The organism is Alteromonas sp. ABD4_190 (assembly GCF_056160105.1).
In genome coordinates, this window is record NZ_JBSWWN010000001.1 from 952,570 (window position 1) to 971,657 (window position 19,088).

Genomic DNA, 19,088 nt, shown 5'->3' on the forward strand with positions numbered 1-19,088 from the left:
GCTAATTTGCGTTAGCCGTCGCTTGTGATGGTGTCGATAATCTCAGCAAGCACAGTCTCTGCTTTGCTGGTTTCAACTTGGCACGTGCCTGCGTTCATATGACCGCCGCCACCGTACTTCAAACATAACTCACCAACATTTGTTTTTGAACTGCGGTTAGTAATAGACTTACCAATCGCGAAAACCACGTTCTGCTTTTTAAGCCCCCACATTTTGTGAATAGAGATATTGCAGTCGGGGTACATTGCGTAAATAACAAAACGGTTTGTAGCGTAAATGGTTTCTTGATCTGTTAAGTCGAGCACAACGAGGTTGTCGTGTACGGTGGAGCACTTAGCAATTTGTGCCTTCGCCATTTCGTTGTGCTCGTGATACAAACTTACGCGCTCAGCAACATCTTCCATTTGCAGTATTTCTTCAATACTGTGGTCTTTACAAGCATCTATTAGCTTCATCATTAGCTGGTAGTTAGAGATCTTAAAATCTCTGAAACGGCCAAGCCCAGTACGCGCGTCCATAATGAAATTCATAAGCACCCAGTCGGTAGGCTCTAAAATTTCTTCTTTTGAAAACTGCGCAGAATCACCTTTATCTACCGCGTCCATCATATCTACTGAGATATTAGGAAATTTATCTGCACCTCCGTAATAGTCGTAAACAACACGGGCAGCAGACGGCGCTTCTGGATCGATAATATGATTTTCGATATCGCTGTCGTTTCGTACGGTTTCGCTAAGGTGATGGTCAAAGGCTAGATAGCAGCCTGCAACGTAAGGTAAGTTGGTGGTAATGTCGTTCTCGGTGATGTCTATTTTGCCGTCTTGCATGTCTTTAGGGTGCACAAACAAAATATCATCAATTATGTCTAAGTCTTTCAGTAATACTGCACATACTAGCCCGTCAAAATCACTTCGGGTAACTAATCTAAACTTTCGTTCTGACATCACGTGTTTCCTTTATTAACGATTATCAAGTAAGTGTAACAGCTAGTAAAAATTTTGAGAGATTACCTATATAGATTTTGATTACAAAGTCGTAAAACGCGACGAAAGTATAACTAAAGGCCTGACTCCTCAAATGTTTACTTACTTCACTATTCCAAAAGGCTATTAGAAGATAAGCGATTGGCCTTGTGTTGCTAGTATAAAATTAAAGCCTAGTTTGTTAGCCTGCTCTAGCTCTTTTGATATGACAGAACGCGGGTTTTCTCCTGCTTTTAAACTGTACTTGATATGGCTTATCACAATATTTATGTCTGGAACCTGGCTTTTATCTTCAACTAGTTCGTAGAAGCGAGTAAGTTCTTGCATCAACCACTTAGGCGTAAGGTGTCCGAACAGTAGATTGTCAGGGCGACTGTTATCAAAAGACACTTCAATAACCATGCCTCTTAGCGTTTTGTTTCGCATTTGCTGTGCAAGATAGCGCCATATTTCGGCTAACTTGCCTTCTTTCTCGACATCGTCCGGGCCAGTATCACCAAAGTAAACAAACATATCGTTGTCACTTTCAATAACGAAAGCCGTCGACTCTAAAGGGTGGCTTAAACTAAAAGGCGTGACAGTTAAATTCGTGCCTTTAATTGAAGTGGTTTGTTGCGGAGCCAGATCGATAACATCGTACTTGTTCAGCTTTGGCTCTACACCTCGATTGGTAAAGTTTGCCCATGCCTGCCAATTAAAGTAGGTTGCCTCCATGGTGTCGTTTACTGACTTTAGGGCATAGATGGGTTTATTGTTGTCATCTGGTGAAGCTATGAGTAACCCGGCTACATGATCTAGGTGACCATGGCTAATCAGATATGCAGCAACGTGATTATGCAGTACGTTGCCGTTAGCTCGCAGGTTTTCGTCGGGCTTACTTTTTAAGCCGCTAAAAGCCCCTTCTTTCAACGCAACATCAATACCGTTAACTATGCTTCCTGCGTCTAGCGCAACATAGCGCTCCTCTTCTAAACTTCGCAGTAAAAATGCGCTCAAATTACCGTCTTTAATACCGCCAGTATCGCCCAATGTAACAAGTTGAAATGCCGGTTCTACATCGCTTTTTTTTGTTTCAACAGTAACGTTATATTCCGTTTCCCTATCACTCACTGAAGCAGTGCTGCAAGCGCTTAACGCTGAGAAAATTAAAAGACCCAATAGATGTTTCAAAATTTTTTTATTCCCATTAAAAATATCTGTTTCTTACCTTTTTAAAGCTAAGCAAAAAACAAGAAAGACAAGCTACATAACATCAAGCCCACATCACCATAATAGCCGCAACGCCAATTAACAGCAGCCCAATAATTTCGCGTTTTGTAACCGTGTTTTTTAGCCAATAATGTGAGAGTACTAAAGTGAGCAACACCTCTAGTTGCCCCAGTGTTTTCACCAACGCCACATGCTGTAGCGCCATAGCTGTAAACCAGCATATTGAGCCTAAACAGCTTACTGTACTTATCGCTAGCACCTGTTTCTTAGCGCTCACTAGTTGCTTAAACACGAAGGGTTTGGTTAATGCTATGTATGAACTTAAAGCAACCGTCTGAACGCAGAGCACCCATAATAAGACCCATGCTGCGGCTACTGTATGCTGAATATTAAGCATGTGGCTAGCTTCACGCACTAGAAGTGATGTCAGCGCAAAGCAAGTACCGCAAGCTAGACCGATAGCCATGGTTTTCACACTAATACCATGAAGTCGGTTACCGCTGCTTAGCACAAATACAGCTATTCCACCTATGACTATGCCTGCCCACCCAAGGGGTGTTAGGTAACTACCAAAAAACAGCATGCCTACCACACCCGCCACTAAAGCTTCACTTTTAGCCAAGCCTGCTCCAATAGCAAAGTTCTTTTGCTTAAACAAAATCACCATTAAAGAAGTGGCCGCTATTTGAAGCAGTGAAGCACACAAGATCACTGTGATAAATGGGCCCGTAAATTGCGGTATTTGGCTGGCACTAGTGCTGTAGAGCGTAAGCAAATAAATAAGGGCTATGGGCGGAGCCAAGATAAAACGAGATAGCGTAACGCCCGAGGTGTTAACTGAACCACTTAGTCTGCTTTGCAGCGCATTACGCACGGTTTGCATGATAACCGCGCCCAATGTAAATAAAACCCAACTCATTAGCGTTGCTTTACCTTTAAAGTCATTTTACTAGCTGCCGTTCAAGCGTGTTTTATTTAGCGTTAGTTTCGCTACCAGATAACGCCTGTAGACGCTTTGCTTTGAAGTCACTTTCGCGCTTCCAATAAGGCCATACATCACCTTGAGCATAATGAGTAAGCATGGTTCCAATAAGAGATAGGTCTTGTTTTACGCCACCTAATGTCCAGCTTGGAAGATAATCGTCATCTGCTTTGTGATAGCGTTTAGCGATAAAGCTTGGGTCGGTATCACCTAAGCTCATGAACAAAATAGAGGGCACGCCCTGTTTTGCGAGTGCGAAATGATCAGAGCGGAAGAACAGACCATTTTGAGGGCGCGGGTCCATTTTAACCGTTCGACCTTGTAGTGAAGCAGCCTTTGCCAAATCCTCTTCAATAGATAAATAACCTTCACCGTACTGCAAGATGTAATCAACATCATCGTTTACATTCATGCCGTCGATATTTAAAAAGGCTACCATGTTCTTGGTAGGTACAGGTGGGTTATTTGCAAAATAATCAGCACCCAACAGCCCTGTTTCCTCTGCGGTAAATGCGCTAAACATTAGCGTACGCGCAAAGCCTTCTTTGTGCTTTGAGAGCGCATCTGCCAGCGTTAGCACTCCAGCTGTGCCAGACGCATTATCCACCGCACCATTGTAAATAGTGGTTTTGCCATTCTTCTCTACCTTACCAAGGTGGTCCCAATGCGCGTGCAGCATTACCCACTCTTCTGGCTTTGAGGTGCCTTCTAAAATACCGGCAACATTCTGCGATTCAGCATGCTCGATAGAGTTAGCGAAACTTAACGATGCTGTTGTGTTTAACGGGATAGGCGTAAAGCCGGGCGTAGATGCTTTTCTTTTAATCTCGCCGTAATCTAAACCTGCTTTTTCGAAAAGCTGCCTAGCGGCATTTAGATGAAGCCACCCCATTACGCCTACTTGCGACGCATTGTTGTTGTCATCGACTAGGCTAAACTTAGTATTAGAATTCGAGTTTTCGACAACGCCCCAGCCGTAGCCAGCGGGCATAGTTTCGTGAACAATGAAAACAGCTTCTGCGCCTTGCCTAGCGGCTTCTTCGTATTTATAAGTCCAACGGCCATAGTAGGTCATGGCATTGCCTTGAAACAGCGCTGGATCTTTAGAAGCAAAACCCGGGTCGTTTACCAGCATTACCACCGTCTTTCCTTTTACATCAAGGCCGGCGTAATCATTCCAATTGTACTCGGGCGCATTTATACCGTACCCCACGAAAATCACGTCACTTTCAGTTAGTGAGTATTCATTTACTATACGTTGTGTTCGTGCAGTAAACTCACTGCCCGCTTCAAAAGAAAGGTCGCCAATGTTTAATGTGCTCATGTTGCTGGGCGTAATTTTTGCGAGCGGCACAGCTTGCGTATAGCTGTCACCAAAAGCCGGCTTCAGCCCTAACTTCTTATACTCTGCTACCAAATAGTCTACGGTTTTCTTCTCGCCTTTTGATAACGGCCCTCGCCCTTCGAACTCGTCACTAGCCAATGTTTTAACGTGCTGACGATACACTTCTAAATCGATAGAAGCGTTACTCAGCGACATCTGTGCATTTTTTGCTTTAGTCGACGAAGGCTCAACCGAGGTCAAACTGGAAGTAGTGACGTCAGCATTCGCTGAACCAGTAAGTAAAGTAGAAGTAAGTAGAGACGCTGCGCATGCAAAGGAAAAGGCGCGATAAGGTTTGCACAAGAAAGTAAACATAAGCCATTGCAAGAAATAAAAAAAGGATACCGAAGAGTATCCTTTACCTCTGACTATCTCAATGCCGAAACGACTAAACCACAAGAATGGGGTCAGAGTACATTTATTCGGTTTTGTAATAGGGAAAGCCAATAATGTACTCTGACCCCACTATTCGAAAAAGTACTCTGACCCCATTATTTTTGGGTTTATAGGCCCATGGCGTGGCTGACGAAGGCGTTTTTAATGCTGCTGAGTTTGTCTGTAGCTGAAAGTCCTATACCGCGTACTAGTTTTTTTATAGGGTCGTTGCCGTCGAATAGGAATTTGAAGCCGTCCATTGCTGCTATCATTTTCGTAGCTTCTGTTTTCCGGCTTCGCTCGTAGCTGCGCAGGTGCTTGTACAAACCTATGTCTTTGCCCGACACCTTTAAGTCATTTAGAGTTTCCGCCAGCGCTAGCGCATCTTGCATTCCCAAATTAGCGCCCTGCCCTGCTAGCGGATGAATGGTATGCGCTGCATCGCCCACCAGCACCACCCCATCTTTGGCCCATTGCCTTGCATAGCGCATGGTTAGTGGAAATGCGGCGCGGTCGGTTTCTAGCGAAATAGTGCCAAGCACGCTATTACTTGCGGCAGTTAAAGCGTGGCAAAAAGCGTGGTCATCCAGTGCCATTAATGAGCTTGCTTGATCTGGCGTCTGAGACCACACAATTGAACAGACGTTTGGTTCTGCCATTGGAAGTAGCGCAAGTGGGCCTGTGGGCGCAAACGCTTGGCGCGCCACATTGCTGTGTGGCTCTTCGGTTTTGATATTAGCGACTATGGCCGTATGCTCATAATCTTTGAAGGTAATTGGCAGGCCGGCCTGCTTTCTTACAAAAGAGTTAGCGCCGTCTGCGCCAACAAGCAACCTGCAGCTTAGCACGTCGTCGTTGTCTAGCATTAGCATGGTTTGATTAGGGCCAGCAAGTACCCTTTCAATACCCGCAGTGACTAGATGCGCGTTAGGCTGTGCCTCTACTGACTTAGCAAGCGCATTCACTAAGGCTTGATTCTCTACGATTACCCCTAGGGTATCGCTTCCCATTTCATCACATGAAAAATGTATATCACCAAAACTGTCTTTGTCCCACACATGCATTTCAGTATAAGGGTTGGCGCGGTCCTGCTGTAAATGAGGCCACACATCAAACTGTTGCAGCGCTTTAATATTAGCCTGATTGATTGCGCTAACACGCGCCGTTGGCTTATCTGCAAGCACCTGATAACAGGGTAACTTGTCAATAACCGCTATATTCAGTTCACTGTCTTTTAGCGCTGCGGCTAGGGTTAACCCTACAATTCCACTGCCCACTATTGCTATATCAACATGCTGCATTGTTATCTCTATTTTCGTGTGGTGTTACACCATAACCTGTTGTGTGCTTTACGAAGGTTTTCTTCGCTTGCGGCATCATACTTAATGCAAGTAAGGAAACGTTTCGGCCTATGACGGTAGGAAAATACTGGTTGGAGAAAGTTCGCACTAAGGTATCGGTAAGCGCAATCGTGTTATCTCGGTCTTTCTTACGTTCGTTCGCATATCGCTGAACGATATTGAATGCCCCAGCATCAAAGTGGTCAGCACCAGCTTTCGTTTGCGTTTCTTGACTGCTCTCTTGCTTCGAAATTGGCGACATAGAATGCTTAGGTACAGCACTTTTAAATACAGATTCTTTTTTCAGTACAGAAACGAGTGCACTCAAATCTCGCAAACCCAAATTGAACCCCTGCCCCGCTATAGGGTGTAGCGCCTGCGCAGCGTTCCCCACCACTACCGTTCGGTGACTGGTAACTTGCTGGGCTTTAGTCAGCGCTAAGGGATAGCTAGCGGTATCACTCACCCTTAATACTTTGCCCTGACGATAGCCGAAGGCTTGTTGAAGCGCGTTAATAAACGACGCTTTATCCATTTCCATAAGTGCTTGAGCGGCTTGCGTTTCTAGCGTCCATACCACTGAAAAACCATTGCCATTTGCCTTTACGCCGTCAATTTCACTATCAAAGGGGAGAAAAGCAAGAGGGCCAGAATCGGTAAAGCGTTCGTACGCTTTATTTTCATGAGGCATTTGCGTATGCACGTTAAATACAATGGCAGTTTGGTGATAGTCACTAACTGTTTTAGCAATACCCACCTGCTCGGCCAAACCCGAACGCCCGCCATCTGCAAGTATTAGCAGCTTAGTGGTTATCACATCCCCGCTATCTAGCAACACGTCTACATTGTCACGGTGCTGCTCAACACCGGTCACTTTTGCTGGTGCTATGTGCTGATACGCAGTACTCGCATTTGCTGCTAAGCGCGTTAGCGCGCTTAAACTTACCACCTGGCCAAACGCGTCGATGTGATAATCTTTACTGTGCAGATTTAAAAGGCCAAGATGGCCCTTATCGCTCACTTCTATCTGCTTTATTTTAGGAGGTAGTTCGCCGTTGTGCTGCTTGGCTAAGTCGTCAAGGCTTAAACCAACATCGGCTAGTTCGTTAACGGTACGTCTTGCTAACGCAATAACTCGTGTATCGGTAAATGGGTTGAAATCATTGTGAGAGGGTGTCGTTTCTTTTGGGTCTGCAGCGTCAATAAGTGCAACACTTAATCCGCGCTTTTCACCCTCGGAATTTTCGAGAGATATGTTTTCAGAAAGTGCTTTAGCAAGCACGGTTCCTACAATCCCACCACCGATAATAACTACATCAACCGTTGCCGATTCCACTATATTTGTCTTCCCGTCGCTCTAGCTTTAGCGCTTTTTATTGTTTTAGTTTTTCGCCATTAGTGATTCGATTTCGTCAATTTCTTTAGGCACGTCAGATGTCAAAATTTCCACACCCGATGCAGTAATGACCACGTCATCTTCTATGCGAACACCTATACCCTTGTACTTATCAGGAGCTTCACTGTCTTGACTGATATAAATACCCGGCTCTACCGTTATAACCATTCCAGGTTTTAATGGGCGGTCTTGGCCGTCTATTTTGTAGTTACCTACGTCGTGCACATCTAGCCCTAAGAAGTGACCTAACCCGTGCATATAAAACTGGCGCCAGCTTTCGCTCTCGAGGTTTTCTGCCACACTACCTTCTAAAACACCAAGGTCAACTAAACCTTCAGTAATAATTTCTGCGCTGTGTAGCATTGCTTCAGAAAGCGTTACGCCGGGCACTAGCATATCCAATACGCTTTTTTGCGCCTTCAATACAACACTGTAAATTTCACGCTGAGCGTGACTAAACTTACCGTTTGCAGGAAATGTTCGGGTAATGTCTGCAGCATAACCTTGATATTCTGCGCCTGCGTCGATCAAGATCAAATCTCCATCATTTACCTGAGCGTTATTTTGCGTGTAATGCAAAATACAGGCGTTATCACCGCTTCCTACAATAGTGCTGTACGCAGGCGAACGCGCGCCAGCCATAGCAAACTCATGGTGAATTTCAGCTTCCAGTTGATATTCAAAACAGCCAGGAGAGGAAAACTGCATAGCCCGTTTGTGAGCTCGGGCACTGATTTCCCCTGCCGCTTTCATCATTGCTACTTCGCAGGCTGATTTAAACAATCGCATTTCATGCAGCTGTGGGCGCAAATCGTGTATCGCGCCAGGCGCTAATGATTCTTTTGGCGCTTCACGCAAAGTATTTAGGGCTTCGGTAAATAATCGGTCATGAGGCTTGCTGTGTCCTAAGGCGAAGTACACATTATCTTGCCCTTGAATGGACGCCAACAAGGCTTCTTCTAACTCATGTGTTTCAAACGCTTCATCTAGGCTGAACCGTGATAGCGCAGCTTCAGCACCAAGGCGCTTACCGTGCCAAATTTCAGCGCTTTTGTCTTTTTCCTGAACTACCATTGCGCGATAGCTCTCGCCGTAGCGAGGGTGATTAGACAATATCAACCATGCATCAGGCTCTTCAAAACCCGTTAAATACCAAAAGTCGCTATCTTGCCTAAAGGTATACTCGGTATCTCGGCTTCGCGTTACCAGCCCAGCGGCAGGTACTATACATACACTGTTTGGTTGGCACTGTGCAAGAAGCCTGTCTTGCCTAGCAATAAACTCTTGAGCGCTAATCATAAACTAGAAAACCTTAACTAATTCACTGAAAAGTAGGCCGTTTAAACAGCTACTACTTTCAATTTTCCCTATGTACTAGTGTACGGACGGCGTGTCTTGTTGATCATCAAGAAGTGATTGACCAAGTTCGCTGAAGCATAAAATAGCTGAGATTTTCACGTACTCCTCCACCTCGAAAAGTGCTTTTTCAGATTCTTCATCGGCATCCATTGGCTCTTCCATACGAGAGATATCTGAGAAGTCTTCAAGGGCTTCTTTAACATCGTCAGAACACTGCACAAGGTCCTGCTGGTGTAAACCGAAACCAAGCATAAAACCCTGCACCCAGTTGATAAGCGCAGCGCCGCGGTCGTTAATAGGCGCTTGGTCTTCTGGAAGCAACAAGCTAAGCGCAAATTCAGGCTCTAATAACTGCTGACAGGTTTGATTGAAAAGCGTATTGAGAAGGTGTTGAGTTTGGTCGCTGAACGCATCACCTTGGTTGATGGTTTCGCTAAGGGCTTCAAGCCACTTTTGGTCGGTAAGCGACATGCCACCACAAAGCATTCCGGTTAGAATGCCGTGTACTTCTGCCGCATCAACAATGATACCTTGCTGTGACAATTTATTAGTTACGCTATCGTATTCGAGCTGTTTTTCCACGATTCGTTCTCTTTATTTAAGATGAGTTGAGTTTTCACAGCCCTTTTTGATTTCGGCCGTTACTCCGTGATGGCGTTAATACTAGCAAAAATCAATATACAAAGCCCACTTTTGGCAATTTAGCGTGCAGTGTTTAAACAGCGCATTCATAGTAAAGATTATACTTTGTACAACAAACTCATACATTGTTTACTGACTGTTCAAACAACCGCGAATTGACGTTAATTTAACGAAATGAGCGCTGCTATCCCTAGCAACGAACGCATAATTAATCTAAGATCCTCGTTGTTGGATACGGAATTCCTCTCGCAGCAGTATTTAAAAGACTTTTAAGTTTGTAACTAAATTACGTGTTTGGTTATTATTGAGCTTATCTTATATGCGTGTATAATTGCTGACCAATTGGTCAAGAAAATATTATTTTTTTACCGCTTTTATATTCACCACGCAAAAATAGTTATAAAGCGCGTTAGGTGATCCTCTTCACTGGATCTCGCGTTTGTTATACCCTGTTGCGTTAATACAACAACAATGTTTCCTGGGATGTTTGCTAGTTCATTCATGTCCCTGGCCGATGCTTTAAACCAAGGAAGTTGAAACAGCTGCTATTGTGCAAGCTCGGCGCGTATCGAGAAGCCTACGGCAATTGTGATACTTCCGCCCTGAACTTTTCGGTTCACGGGCGAAACATGGACAGCGGCATTCTGGGAAGCGCCCTCTTTCGACGGAAGAAGAAATGGCAATAATAAATTTTGGCTCTATAAATATTGACCACGTTTATCAGGTAGACCACTTTGTGCAGCCTGGGGAAACGTTGGCCTCAACCCATTACCAAACCTTGTTAGGTGGTAAGGGTGCAAACCAATCTATTGCTCTAGCGCAAGCAGGTGCAGACGTAAGGCACGTTGGCAGCATTCACGAAAACGACGCCTCATTTAAACAAGCTCTTATTAAAAAGGGTGTTGATTGTCGTGGTGTAAAGTGTTCAGAAGTTCCTTCAGGTCACGCCATCATCCAAGTTACCCCAAGCGGTGAAAACGCCATCGTATTATTTGGTGGTGCTAACCAAACTATTACCGCAAAAACCGTAATGCAAGCGCTAGACGATACGCGCCCTTCGGACTGGGTATTAACGCAGAACGAAACCAGCTGCATTGAAGAAGTACTTCGCCAAGCGAAAGAAAAACAGCTAAAAGTAGCCTTCAACCCAGCGCCTATGAGCGAGTCGGTTAAACAGCTTCCGCTAGACTGTGTAGATTTACTTATTGTAAACGAAACCGAAGCTGCTGCGATTACCGGTAAAGAAGAACTTGAAGATATTGTGACAGTTTTCAAAGAGCAGTGGTCACACTGCGAAGTTATTATTACACTGGGTAAAGCCGGTGTAATGATGCTGCGCCAAAATGAAGTTGTAGAAGTAAAAGCATTCTCTGTTGACGCGGTAGATACCACCGCAGCCGGTGACACCTTTATCGGTTATTTCTTGTCTGCATACAGCAACCACACCGATGCTAAGCAAGCATTGCGTCGAGGGTGTGCAGCTTCGGCCATTGCGGTAACCCGCGAAGGCGCAGCACAGAGTATTCCAACACAAAAAGAAGTGGATCGTTTCTTAGCGAAACACGCCAACTAGCAAGACGTACTGAGAAAATTTGATGGCACATAAGATCATATTAGATACAGATCCGGGGATTGATGATGCAATGGCGATCTTTTTCGCTTTCCAATCTCCAGACATTGAAGTACTTGGTTTAACCACAGTTTACGGGAACGTCCCGGTAACAATGGCTGCGCAAAATGCGCTAACCCTTTGTGAAATTGCCGGTAAAGACATTCCTGTAACCAAAGGCGTAGGCATGCCGTGGGTAGGGCCTGAGTCTACCTATGCACACTTTGTGCACGGCGAACACGGTTTTGGTCATATGAAACCTGAAGCGCCTAAGACGGAACTAGACCCTCGCAGCTCTGCGCAGTTTATCGTAGACATGGCGCGTAAGTACCCAGGCGAAATTACATTAGTGGCAATTGGTCCATTGGGGAACTTAGCCCTAGCCCTTCGTCTAGAGCCAGAACTACCTAAGTTGGTTAAAGGTGTTAGCATTATGGGTGGCGCTGCGTTTGTACCTGGCAACGTTACGCCTGTAGCAGAAGCAAACATTTGGAATGACGCCCACGCAGCAGAAATCGTATTTGCGGCAGATTGGGAATTGACTATGTTTGGTTTGGACGTGACGAACTTCACGCCATTCTCGCCAGCTTTTGTTGAAAAGCTAGAAGAGAAAAACAATACGCTTGGCGGCTTTGTGAAAGAAAGCGCCCAGTTCTACATGGACTTTTACTCACAAAACCGTGAAGACCGCGTGTGCTTCTTCCACGATGCATTCCCTATTGCTCACCTTCGTCACCCAGAGCTATTTGAACTGACTGAAGGTCACGTTCGCGTTGGTACAGGTACACTTGATAGAGGCCAAACGGTGGTTGCGCCAACTGGTACAACACCTAGCCCGCTATGGAATGAAGCAAATACCATAAAGGTAGCGACTAAAGTTGACCATCAAAAACTGGAACAACTATTCATAGACACCTACGCTTTGTGATATGTTTAAGGGATTGTTAATGAACAATCCCTTTTTTATTTCAGCGTTAGGTTCAATCAATGCAATCAGCCCCAATCCCCGTTGATGAGGAAGAGCGTCTTGCCGAGTTGCTCAGTTACGACGTACTTGATACCGAAGCTGAACAGCTGTTTGATGACCTAACAGCGCTGGCCTCGCAAATTTGCGAAACCCCTATTGCACTTATTAGCTTAATTGACCCTGACCGCCAGTGGTTTAAGTCACGAGTGGGTTTGGATGCTGAAGAGACGTCCCGTGAAATTGCTTTTTGCTCTCATGCAATTTTGCAAGAAGAAGTGTTTGAAATATCTAACGCTACGATAGACCCTCGATTTCATGACAACCCTTTGGTAACAGGTGCCCCTGATATTCGCTTCTATGCCGGTGCACCACTCATAACACCTTCAGGTCACGCAATCGGCACACTTTGCGCCATTGACCGTAAACCCAAAACACTGACAGAAGCGCAGAAAGCATCACTTCAAACCCTAAGCAAATCGGTAGTAGCGCATTTAGAGCTAAAACGTAAAAACCGAGAACTAGAGCGCACCAGTCAATTTAAATCAGACTTTCTGTCTTACATAAGTCACGAAATCAGAACGCCACTTAACGCGATAAACACCTTTAGCCAGCTGCTTGAAGGCGAAGCTCAAAAGTTAAATTTACCCTCGTCATTTACTACACCACTTTCCCATGTGAGCCAAAGCGGTGAAAGGCTTTTAGAAATAGTAAACTCTGTTTTAGACATTAAGCAGATAGAAGCGGGAAAAATGCGCGTAATGCCGCGCGCTGTAAACACCAAAGATTTTTTCACCCACTTGTTTTCATTAACGAAGATCCGTGCTGAAGACAGCGGTATCATATTTTCTACAAATATTGATGACGCCGTGCCCGATACGCTGCTTTTTGACGACACCAAATTTGGACAAGTCGCGCTTAATTTGCTGTCCAATGCAATTAAGTTTACTGGTCGCGGTAAATCTGTGAAGGCGCAGGTAAAATATAAAAACGGTCAGGTAATATTTAATGTCATTGACCAAGGCATTGGTATTAGCGATGAAGACCAAAAGCGTCTTTTCACGCCTTTCGAGCGTATGGGAAATGCGCACCAAATTGATGGAACGGGTTTAGGCTTAAACATATCTCGACGCTTGCTCGAGCTTATGGATGGCACTATCAAAGTAAGCAGTAAATTAAACCAAGGTACGCGAATTAGCGTGACTTTACCTGCTGATGCTTTAAATGCTAACCAATTTGTTGAGGCTGAACCACGCAGTTTTGTGGCCCAAGTCAACGTTAGCAAATCCACCAATGTTTTAGTGGTCGAAGACCATTATATAAACCAAGTGGTTATTCAAACCTTATTCGAAAAACTTGGCGTGTCCCTTTCTGTAGTGAGCACTGGCGAAGAAGGTGTTGAATACGCCAAGTCTAATCCTGTGGATTTAGTTCTTATGGATCTTAACCTTCCTGGCATTCAAGGCGATGAAGCCACAGCTAAAATAAAAGGTTTCAAGCCAAATTTGCCTATTGTTGCATTAACGGCCGATGTGATAACCCAGCCAGAATATTTGCGTGAGCAAGGTCTTGATGATGTCTTGACCAAACCCATTGAGAGTAGTGAATTGGTTCGTGTACTTAATCAATATTTAGGTGAATCTGATCGTTAACTTTCTGGTTTAAAGCGAGTAAGGCCGTCAATCATGCAAATATACGTTTCACAGGAAAGCATGCAAGCTCGTGCTCAGTTGCGGAAAAAACTTCGCAATGCACGTCGTAAACTATCCTATGAACAACATGAGGATGCTGCTAAACGCATAGCATCACAACTTAATGTCCTGCCTTTACTCAACACCAGCACAACAATTGCGGGTTATTTAGTTAATGATGGCGAAGTCAATTTAAAGTACTACATCGATTGTGTTTGGCAAGCTTCAAGCAAAAAAAGATTCGCACTTCCTGTACTACACCCTGTATGCAGAGGGCACTTACTTTTCTTATGTTACAACCCAAACACCCAGCTTATTTGTAACAAATACAACATTGAAGAACCCGTGCTGGCTTGTGAAAACGTTATTCCTGTTACGCAGTGTGACGTTATTCTTATGCCCCTTGTAGGCTTTGATAGCAAGGGTAATCGTTTGGGTATGGGTGGTGGTTATTACGATCGCACATTGAGCTTCACTCAACACAAAACTGGTTTCCATTCGCCTTCAGAAAAACGTGCGCCAAAGTTGGTAGGCATTGCCCACGACATTCAAGAAGTAGATGCCCTACCTATTGCACCGTGGGATGTGCCGCTCGATGCTATCGTAACACCCACGCGCACTCTGCAATTTACTAAATCGTGATAGTCGCTATAACAAATTGAGCATACGAATTTGTGGGTTCATGTGCGCTTATACGTTACACTTGCGAACACGATAATTCGGAGAGTCACCATGGATCAGAACGCAAAAAAGCAAGCCGTAGCCAAAGCAGCCATCGAATATGTTGAAGCAGATAGCATTGTCGGTGTGGGTACTGGTTCTACCGTAAATTTCTTTATTGAAGAACTCGGTAACATTAAACACAAAATTGAAGGCGCAGTATCAAGCTCAGAAGCATCTACCGAGCGTTTAAAAGCCCTAGGCATTGAAGTGTTCGAGTTAAACGAAGTCAGCAACCTTTCGGTTTATATCGATGGGGCTGATGAGGTTACTGAACACAAGCATATGATTAAAGGCGGCGGCGCAGCTCTGACCCGCGAGAAGATTGTAGCCGGTGCCGCTACCACGTTCGTTTGTATTGTAGATGAAAGTAAGCGCGTGCCTGTTTTAGGTGACTTCCCACTTCCTGTAGAAGTTATTCCTATGGCTCGCTCTTTTGTAGCCCGTGAACTGGTAAAACTTGGTGGCGATCCTGAATACCGACAGGGAGTAGTGACAGATAACGGTAACGTTATTTTAGATGTACACAACCTTGAGATTCTTAATCCGCGCGAACTGGAACAAAAAATAAATAATATTCCGGGCGTAGTGACTAACGGTATCTTTGCGCTAAGAGGAGCGGATATTGTACTAAGTGCCACAGAAAGTGGTGTCGAAACCTTTAAGTGATACCTCTTAAAAAATGCTAAGTACAGCCAATGGCATAACAGAACAACCAGTATGCACGCGCCTTGGTGTTGCATTACAAAAAGTGTTACTTCTAAATAACGTATTCAATGAGTATAAACGGAACAGGCATTTTAGCCGTGGGTATCAAAGCGTTTTGGTGAAAAGCTACGCAAAATACTGCTTTTAACTTAGCGTGTTTTCTGTTAATTTCCGTTTAGACGTCTAGATGTCTTAAGTGATAGGTGTTTTTGCGGCTAGATGTATATATTGCTTAAGGTTGAAAACCTTTTTTATTAAAGCAAATAGCGTAATTAAAAACGCTAGACAGCAGGCGCCAGACCAGGCTCTATTGCAAAGAAAGTAGTGCATATTTAGATTATTCACTACTGAGAAAATCACAAGAGTCTATGGTTCGCACTGCCAGCAACCCAAATTAAATCAGCGAGAGATAGCGAGTTCATGAGCAAAGTTTCATTAGAGAAGGATAAAATCCGAATTTTGTTGTTGGAAGGTGTTCACCAAAGTGCTTTGGAAACACTACAAAGCAATGGGTATAGCAACATTGAATTTCTCAAAACCTCTCTTCCTGAAGATGAGTTGATAGAGAAAATCAAAGACGCCCACTTTGTTGGCATTCGTTCACGCACTCAAATTACTGAAAAAGTAGTTGATGCAGCACAAAAACTTGTTGCCATCGGCTGTTTCTGCATTGGTACCAACCAGGTTAACCTTGAAGCCACACAACGTCGTGGCATCCCGGTATTTAACGCCCCGTTTTCTAACACACGCTCTGTTGCAGAACTTGTTCTTGGGCAAATTATTCTTTTGCTTCGCCAAGTGCCTAGCAAAAACGCTAAGGCGCACCGCGGTGAGTGGGAGAAAACCGCAGTAGGCTCTTATGAAGCTCGCGGAAAAACCTTAGGTATAATTGGCTATGGTCACATTGGTACTCAGCTAAGTATTCTTGCTGAACATTTAGGCATGCGCGTTCAATTTTTCGATATCGAAGACAAGTTAGTGTTAGGTAATTCTGCTCAGGTGAAGTCGCTTGAAAAGCTACTTAATACCTCTGATGTGGTATCACTACACGTTCCCGAAACGCCGCAAACCCAAGATATGATTGGCGAGAAAGAACTGTCTCAAATGAAAAAAGGCAGCATTCTTATTAACGCATCACGCGGTACCGTAGTTGATATTGACGCACTGGCTAAGGCACTGGAAAGTGGCCACCTTAACGGCGCTGCCATCGATGTGTTCCCAGTAGAGCCTAAGTCTAACACTGAAGAGTTTGAGTCACCGCTTCGCGCGTTCGACAATGTTATTCTTACGCCACACGTAGGCGGAAGCACACAAGAAGCGCAGGAAAACATCGGAATTGAGGTGGCTGGAAAGCTAGCGAAATACAGCGACAACGGCTCTACGTTGTCAGCGGTTAACTTCCCTGAAGTATCGCTGCCCGAGCACACCGGTCGTTCACGACTTCTTCACGTACATAAAAACCAACCGGGTATTCTTACCCAAATTAACCAAGCGTTTGCAGAAAAAGGCATTAACATTGAAGCCCAGTATCTACAGACTAACGCGGAAATTGGTTACGTGGTTGTGGATGTTAAAGAAGACCGTGGCTATGAGGCATTGGCAGAGCTTCAACAAATTGATGGTACGATCAAGACTCGCATTCTTCACTAAAAAGCGCTTTTCTTCATTAGGCTTTTTTGAAGAACATGGAATAAAAAAACGCTGCAACATTGCAGCGTTTTTTGTATCTGTACTTTTGTTTTACTCAGCAATGCACTGGTTCTAGCGCCTATTCCAACAACACTATGGCATCAGTGTATAAAGGAATTACCTAGGTAAAACATTAAACCGCCTCACCGCACAACCGAGCAGTCAAGGCGCTTCAGTAAAGTTTAGAAGAAGTTGTAAACTAGGCTTACAGCAGTTTCAGTATCAAGCTTCTCTACATCGTCATCAACGTTGGTGTTGTGATCTAACTTAAATGAAAGACGCATAGAAAGGTTACCGCTAATGGTAGCAGTTAGGGCTGACTCAGCACGTGACTTAGTGTTGTCAGAACCCACTTCTGTACTCACTGTTTGAGTAAATTTAGCAGTATCAGAAATCTTCCAAGAATATGCTGATGATGCACGAACAATCATGCTATCAAGGTTTTCACCGTCTTGAGTTTCAATGAAAGAATAACCCGGACCGATTGAATATTCTAAGGTATGGCGCTTGTTTTGAAGAACCTTTTGGTTCCAACCCGCAGCTACAGTAGCCTGGTAGTTAAAGTTACTGAATCTGTCGTCTTCATAAGATGCGAAACCGAATAAACGGTTATCTGGGTTGGCAAGTTTGTAGTTACCCTGCGCTGAACCGAAGAACTTTTGTGCAGAAGTAAATTCAACATCTTCCCCGTCATCGCCTTCTACCGTCTCTTTCTTGTAAAGACCTTTAAGAATGTAGTCGTTACTCCACTTCTCGAGCTCTTGATGCGCTTGAATACCTGCGCTGATAGATGTTGTTTCAGTGTTACCTGACGTAGAGATGAAACCTAGTTCACCTTCCATTGTAAAAGGCTTAACTTCATCGTCTTGAGCGAATACAGCAGGAGAAAGGGAAATTGCAACTAGAGATGCAAGCGCTTGCTTTTTCATTGAACAATCCTATTGATTAACGGTCCATTCGTTGTACACGACACCTTTTGAACTACAAGGCGGTACAACACGAGTTTTAAAAGAAGTCTTTTCAGTAATGCCGCAAGGAAGACGACACTACAAACAATGGTGCGCAGTGTACATTTTCAAGCCTCTCAGTCAATGCGAACACGTTAAAAAGCCCTATTTAGACCGTTAATTTACACTAATTGACTAAAAGAATTGATAGACTAAGGCTACTGACGTTTCAGTACTTAACGCCGCAACGTCTTCAGGCGTGTCGGTTTCATGGTTCAATATAAAAGATAGCTTCATCGCTAAAGAGCCAAATACATTAGCTGAAAGCGAGGTTTCAGAACGGGACTTGGTATTTTCTTCACCAGCTTCTGTGCTCAGAAATTGACGCAGTTTGGCACCCGAGCTCCAGTGATATTTGTACTCGGCTGATGCGCGTACTATTACCCCGTCGTTAACAAGATTATCGCTGTCTTCTTCTGCTTCGATAAAGGTGTAACCTGGCCCTACACTATAACGAAACTCACTGTCTTCGTTTCGCCAAACGCGTTGTGACCAACCCGCGGCTAATGAAGCCCTGTGCTCATACCCTGTAAATTTATCGTCTTCGTAATCGCCATACATGAAAAGGCGGCGGCCAGGCGTAAGCAGTTTATAGTCGAATTGTGCGCTGGTAAAAAAGCGCTGTGCGCTTATGTCGCGCTGCGTGGTAGGCGTACCGCTTTCTTTGTACAGCAGCTCAGCAAAATAAATGCTGCTCCAGTTTTCAGTTTCATGGTCGGCATTCACTGCCGCTTTCACGCTGGCTGCAGATGTGTTGCCGGTATTAATTAAAACACCGAGCTCTCCGTCTAATGTAAAACGCGGTATTTCATCATCGGCATCGGGAGTGAAGTCTGCATGATAAAGCGTTTCAATGAGATCCCTCGCGTTTGCAGATAAACACACGCCAATACAAATGGCACCTACAACAACACGTGGCCGGAAGAGTTTTCTGAACATAATCTGGTTTTACGTCGAGCTTTATAGTTATTAGATTACGTCTAATTGAGACGCTTAAAATACCAATCCTATGGCGGAGCTTTGCTATGTT

The 19,088-nt window shown here is 44.4% G+C and carries 16 protein-coding genes and 1 other RNA gene; 7 read left to right on the plus strand and 10 right to left on the minus strand.

The features are described from left to right. Window positions 1–11: 11 nt before the first annotated feature. The 8 genes from ACXAFM_RS04220 to ACXAFM_RS04255 form a co-directional block, all read right to left on the minus strand. Window positions 12–944: an exopolyphosphatase gene (locus ACXAFM_RS04220; protein WP_474805405.1), complete on the minus strand. Its 933-nt coding sequence runs from the start codon at window positions 942–944 to the stop codon at window positions 12–14. A 165-nt stretch (window positions 945–1,109) separates the two neighbouring features. Further along, window positions 1,110–2,093, minus strand: a complete 984-nt coding sequence (locus tag ACXAFM_RS04225; protein ID WP_474827206.1) for an MBL fold metallo-hydrolase — start codon at window positions 2,091–2,093, stop codon at window positions 1,110–1,112. A 142-nt stretch (window positions 2,094–2,235) separates the two neighbouring features. Beyond that, complete coding sequence (locus ACXAFM_RS04230) at window positions 2,236–3,111, minus strand: EamA family transporter (RefSeq protein ID WP_474827208.1); 876 nt, start codon at window positions 3,109–3,111, stop codon at window positions 2,236–2,238. A 52-nt stretch (window positions 3,112–3,163) separates the two neighbouring features. Further along, window positions 3,164–4,714 (minus strand): M28 family metallopeptidase, encoded by a 1,551-nt coding sequence (locus tag ACXAFM_RS04235; protein WP_474830504.1) that lies wholly within the window; start codon window positions 4,712–4,714, stop codon window positions 3,164–3,166. Window positions 4,715–5,061: 347 nt separating this feature from the next. After that, window positions 5,062–6,234 (minus strand): FAD-dependent monooxygenase, encoded by a 1,173-nt coding sequence (locus tag ACXAFM_RS04240; RefSeq protein WP_474827210.1) that lies wholly within the window; start codon window positions 6,232–6,234, stop codon window positions 5,062–5,064. Next, window positions 6,221–7,609, minus strand: coding sequence for an FAD-dependent monooxygenase (locus ACXAFM_RS04245; protein ID WP_474827212.1), 1,389 nt, complete (start codon window positions 7,607–7,609; stop codon window positions 6,221–6,223). The genes ACXAFM_RS04240 and ACXAFM_RS04245 overlap by 14 nt, the downstream gene beginning before the upstream one ends. 45 nt (window positions 7,610–7,654) lie before the next feature. Further along, a complete protein-coding gene (gene pepP, locus ACXAFM_RS04250; protein ID WP_474827213.1) occupies window positions 7,655–8,968 on the minus strand; it encodes a Xaa-Pro aminopeptidase in 1,314 nt (437 codons plus the stop codon). A gap of 75 nt (window positions 8,969–9,043) precedes the next feature. Beyond that, on the minus strand, window positions 9,044–9,610 hold the full coding sequence (locus tag ACXAFM_RS04255) for a UPF0149 family protein (RefSeq protein WP_474827215.1): 567 nt from the start codon (window positions 9,608–9,610) through the stop codon (window positions 9,044–9,046). A gap of 532 nt (window positions 9,611–10,142) precedes the next feature. Here ACXAFM_RS04255 and ssrS point away from each other — a divergent pair. The 7 genes from ssrS to serA all read left to right on the plus strand — a co-directional run bounded on the left by ssrS (window position 10,143) and on the right by serA (window position 17,012). Beyond that, a non-coding RNA gene (ssrS, locus tag ACXAFM_RS04260) (6S RNA) lies at window positions 10,143–10,325 on the plus strand. Between the two features lie 21 nt (window positions 10,326–10,346). Next, window positions 10,347–11,243 carry a ribokinase gene (locus ACXAFM_RS04265; protein ID WP_474827217.1) on the plus strand — a complete coding sequence of 299 codons (897 nt, stop codon included), beginning with the start codon at window positions 10,347–10,349 and terminating at the stop codon, window positions 11,241–11,243. Between the two features lie 22 nt (window positions 11,244–11,265). Then, window positions 11,266–12,207 (plus strand): nucleoside hydrolase, encoded by a 942-nt coding sequence (locus ACXAFM_RS04270; protein ID WP_474833543.1) that lies wholly within the window; start codon window positions 11,266–11,268, stop codon window positions 12,205–12,207. A gap of 59 nt (window positions 12,208–12,266) precedes the next feature. Beyond that, entirely contained in the window at window positions 12,267–13,895 is a 1,629-nt protein-coding gene (locus ACXAFM_RS04275) for an ATP-binding protein (protein ID WP_474827219.1), read from the plus strand. 33 nt (window positions 13,896–13,928) lie between these two features. Beyond that, on the plus strand, window positions 13,929–14,576 hold the full coding sequence (locus ACXAFM_RS04280; RefSeq protein WP_474827221.1) for a 5-formyltetrahydrofolate cyclo-ligase: 648 nt from the start codon (window positions 13,929–13,931) through the stop codon (window positions 14,574–14,576). A 90-nt stretch (window positions 14,577–14,666) separates the two neighbouring features. Beyond that, a complete protein-coding gene (gene rpiA / locus ACXAFM_RS04285; protein WP_474827223.1) occupies window positions 14,667–15,323 on the plus strand; it encodes a ribose-5-phosphate isomerase RpiA in 657 nt (218 codons plus the stop codon). 459 nt (window positions 15,324–15,782) lie between these two features. Further along, window positions 15,783–17,012: a phosphoglycerate dehydrogenase gene (serA, locus tag ACXAFM_RS04290; protein ID WP_474827225.1), complete on the plus strand. Its 1,230-nt coding sequence runs from the start codon at window positions 15,783–15,785 to the stop codon at window positions 17,010–17,012. A 221-nt stretch (window positions 17,013–17,233) separates the two neighbouring features. Here serA and ACXAFM_RS04295 read toward each other — a convergent pair whose 3' ends face one another. Both ACXAFM_RS04295 and ACXAFM_RS04300 read right to left on the minus strand, forming a co-directional pair. After that, window positions 17,234–17,980 (minus strand): DUF481 domain-containing protein, encoded by a 747-nt coding sequence (locus tag ACXAFM_RS04295; protein WP_474827227.1) that lies wholly within the window; start codon window positions 17,978–17,980, stop codon window positions 17,234–17,236. A gap of 213 nt (window positions 17,981–18,193) precedes the next feature. Continuing rightward, complete coding sequence (locus ACXAFM_RS04300) at window positions 18,194–18,997, minus strand: DUF481 domain-containing protein (protein ID WP_474827229.1); 804 nt, start codon at window positions 18,995–18,997, stop codon at window positions 18,194–18,196. Window positions 18,998–19,088 lie beyond the last annotated feature (91 nt).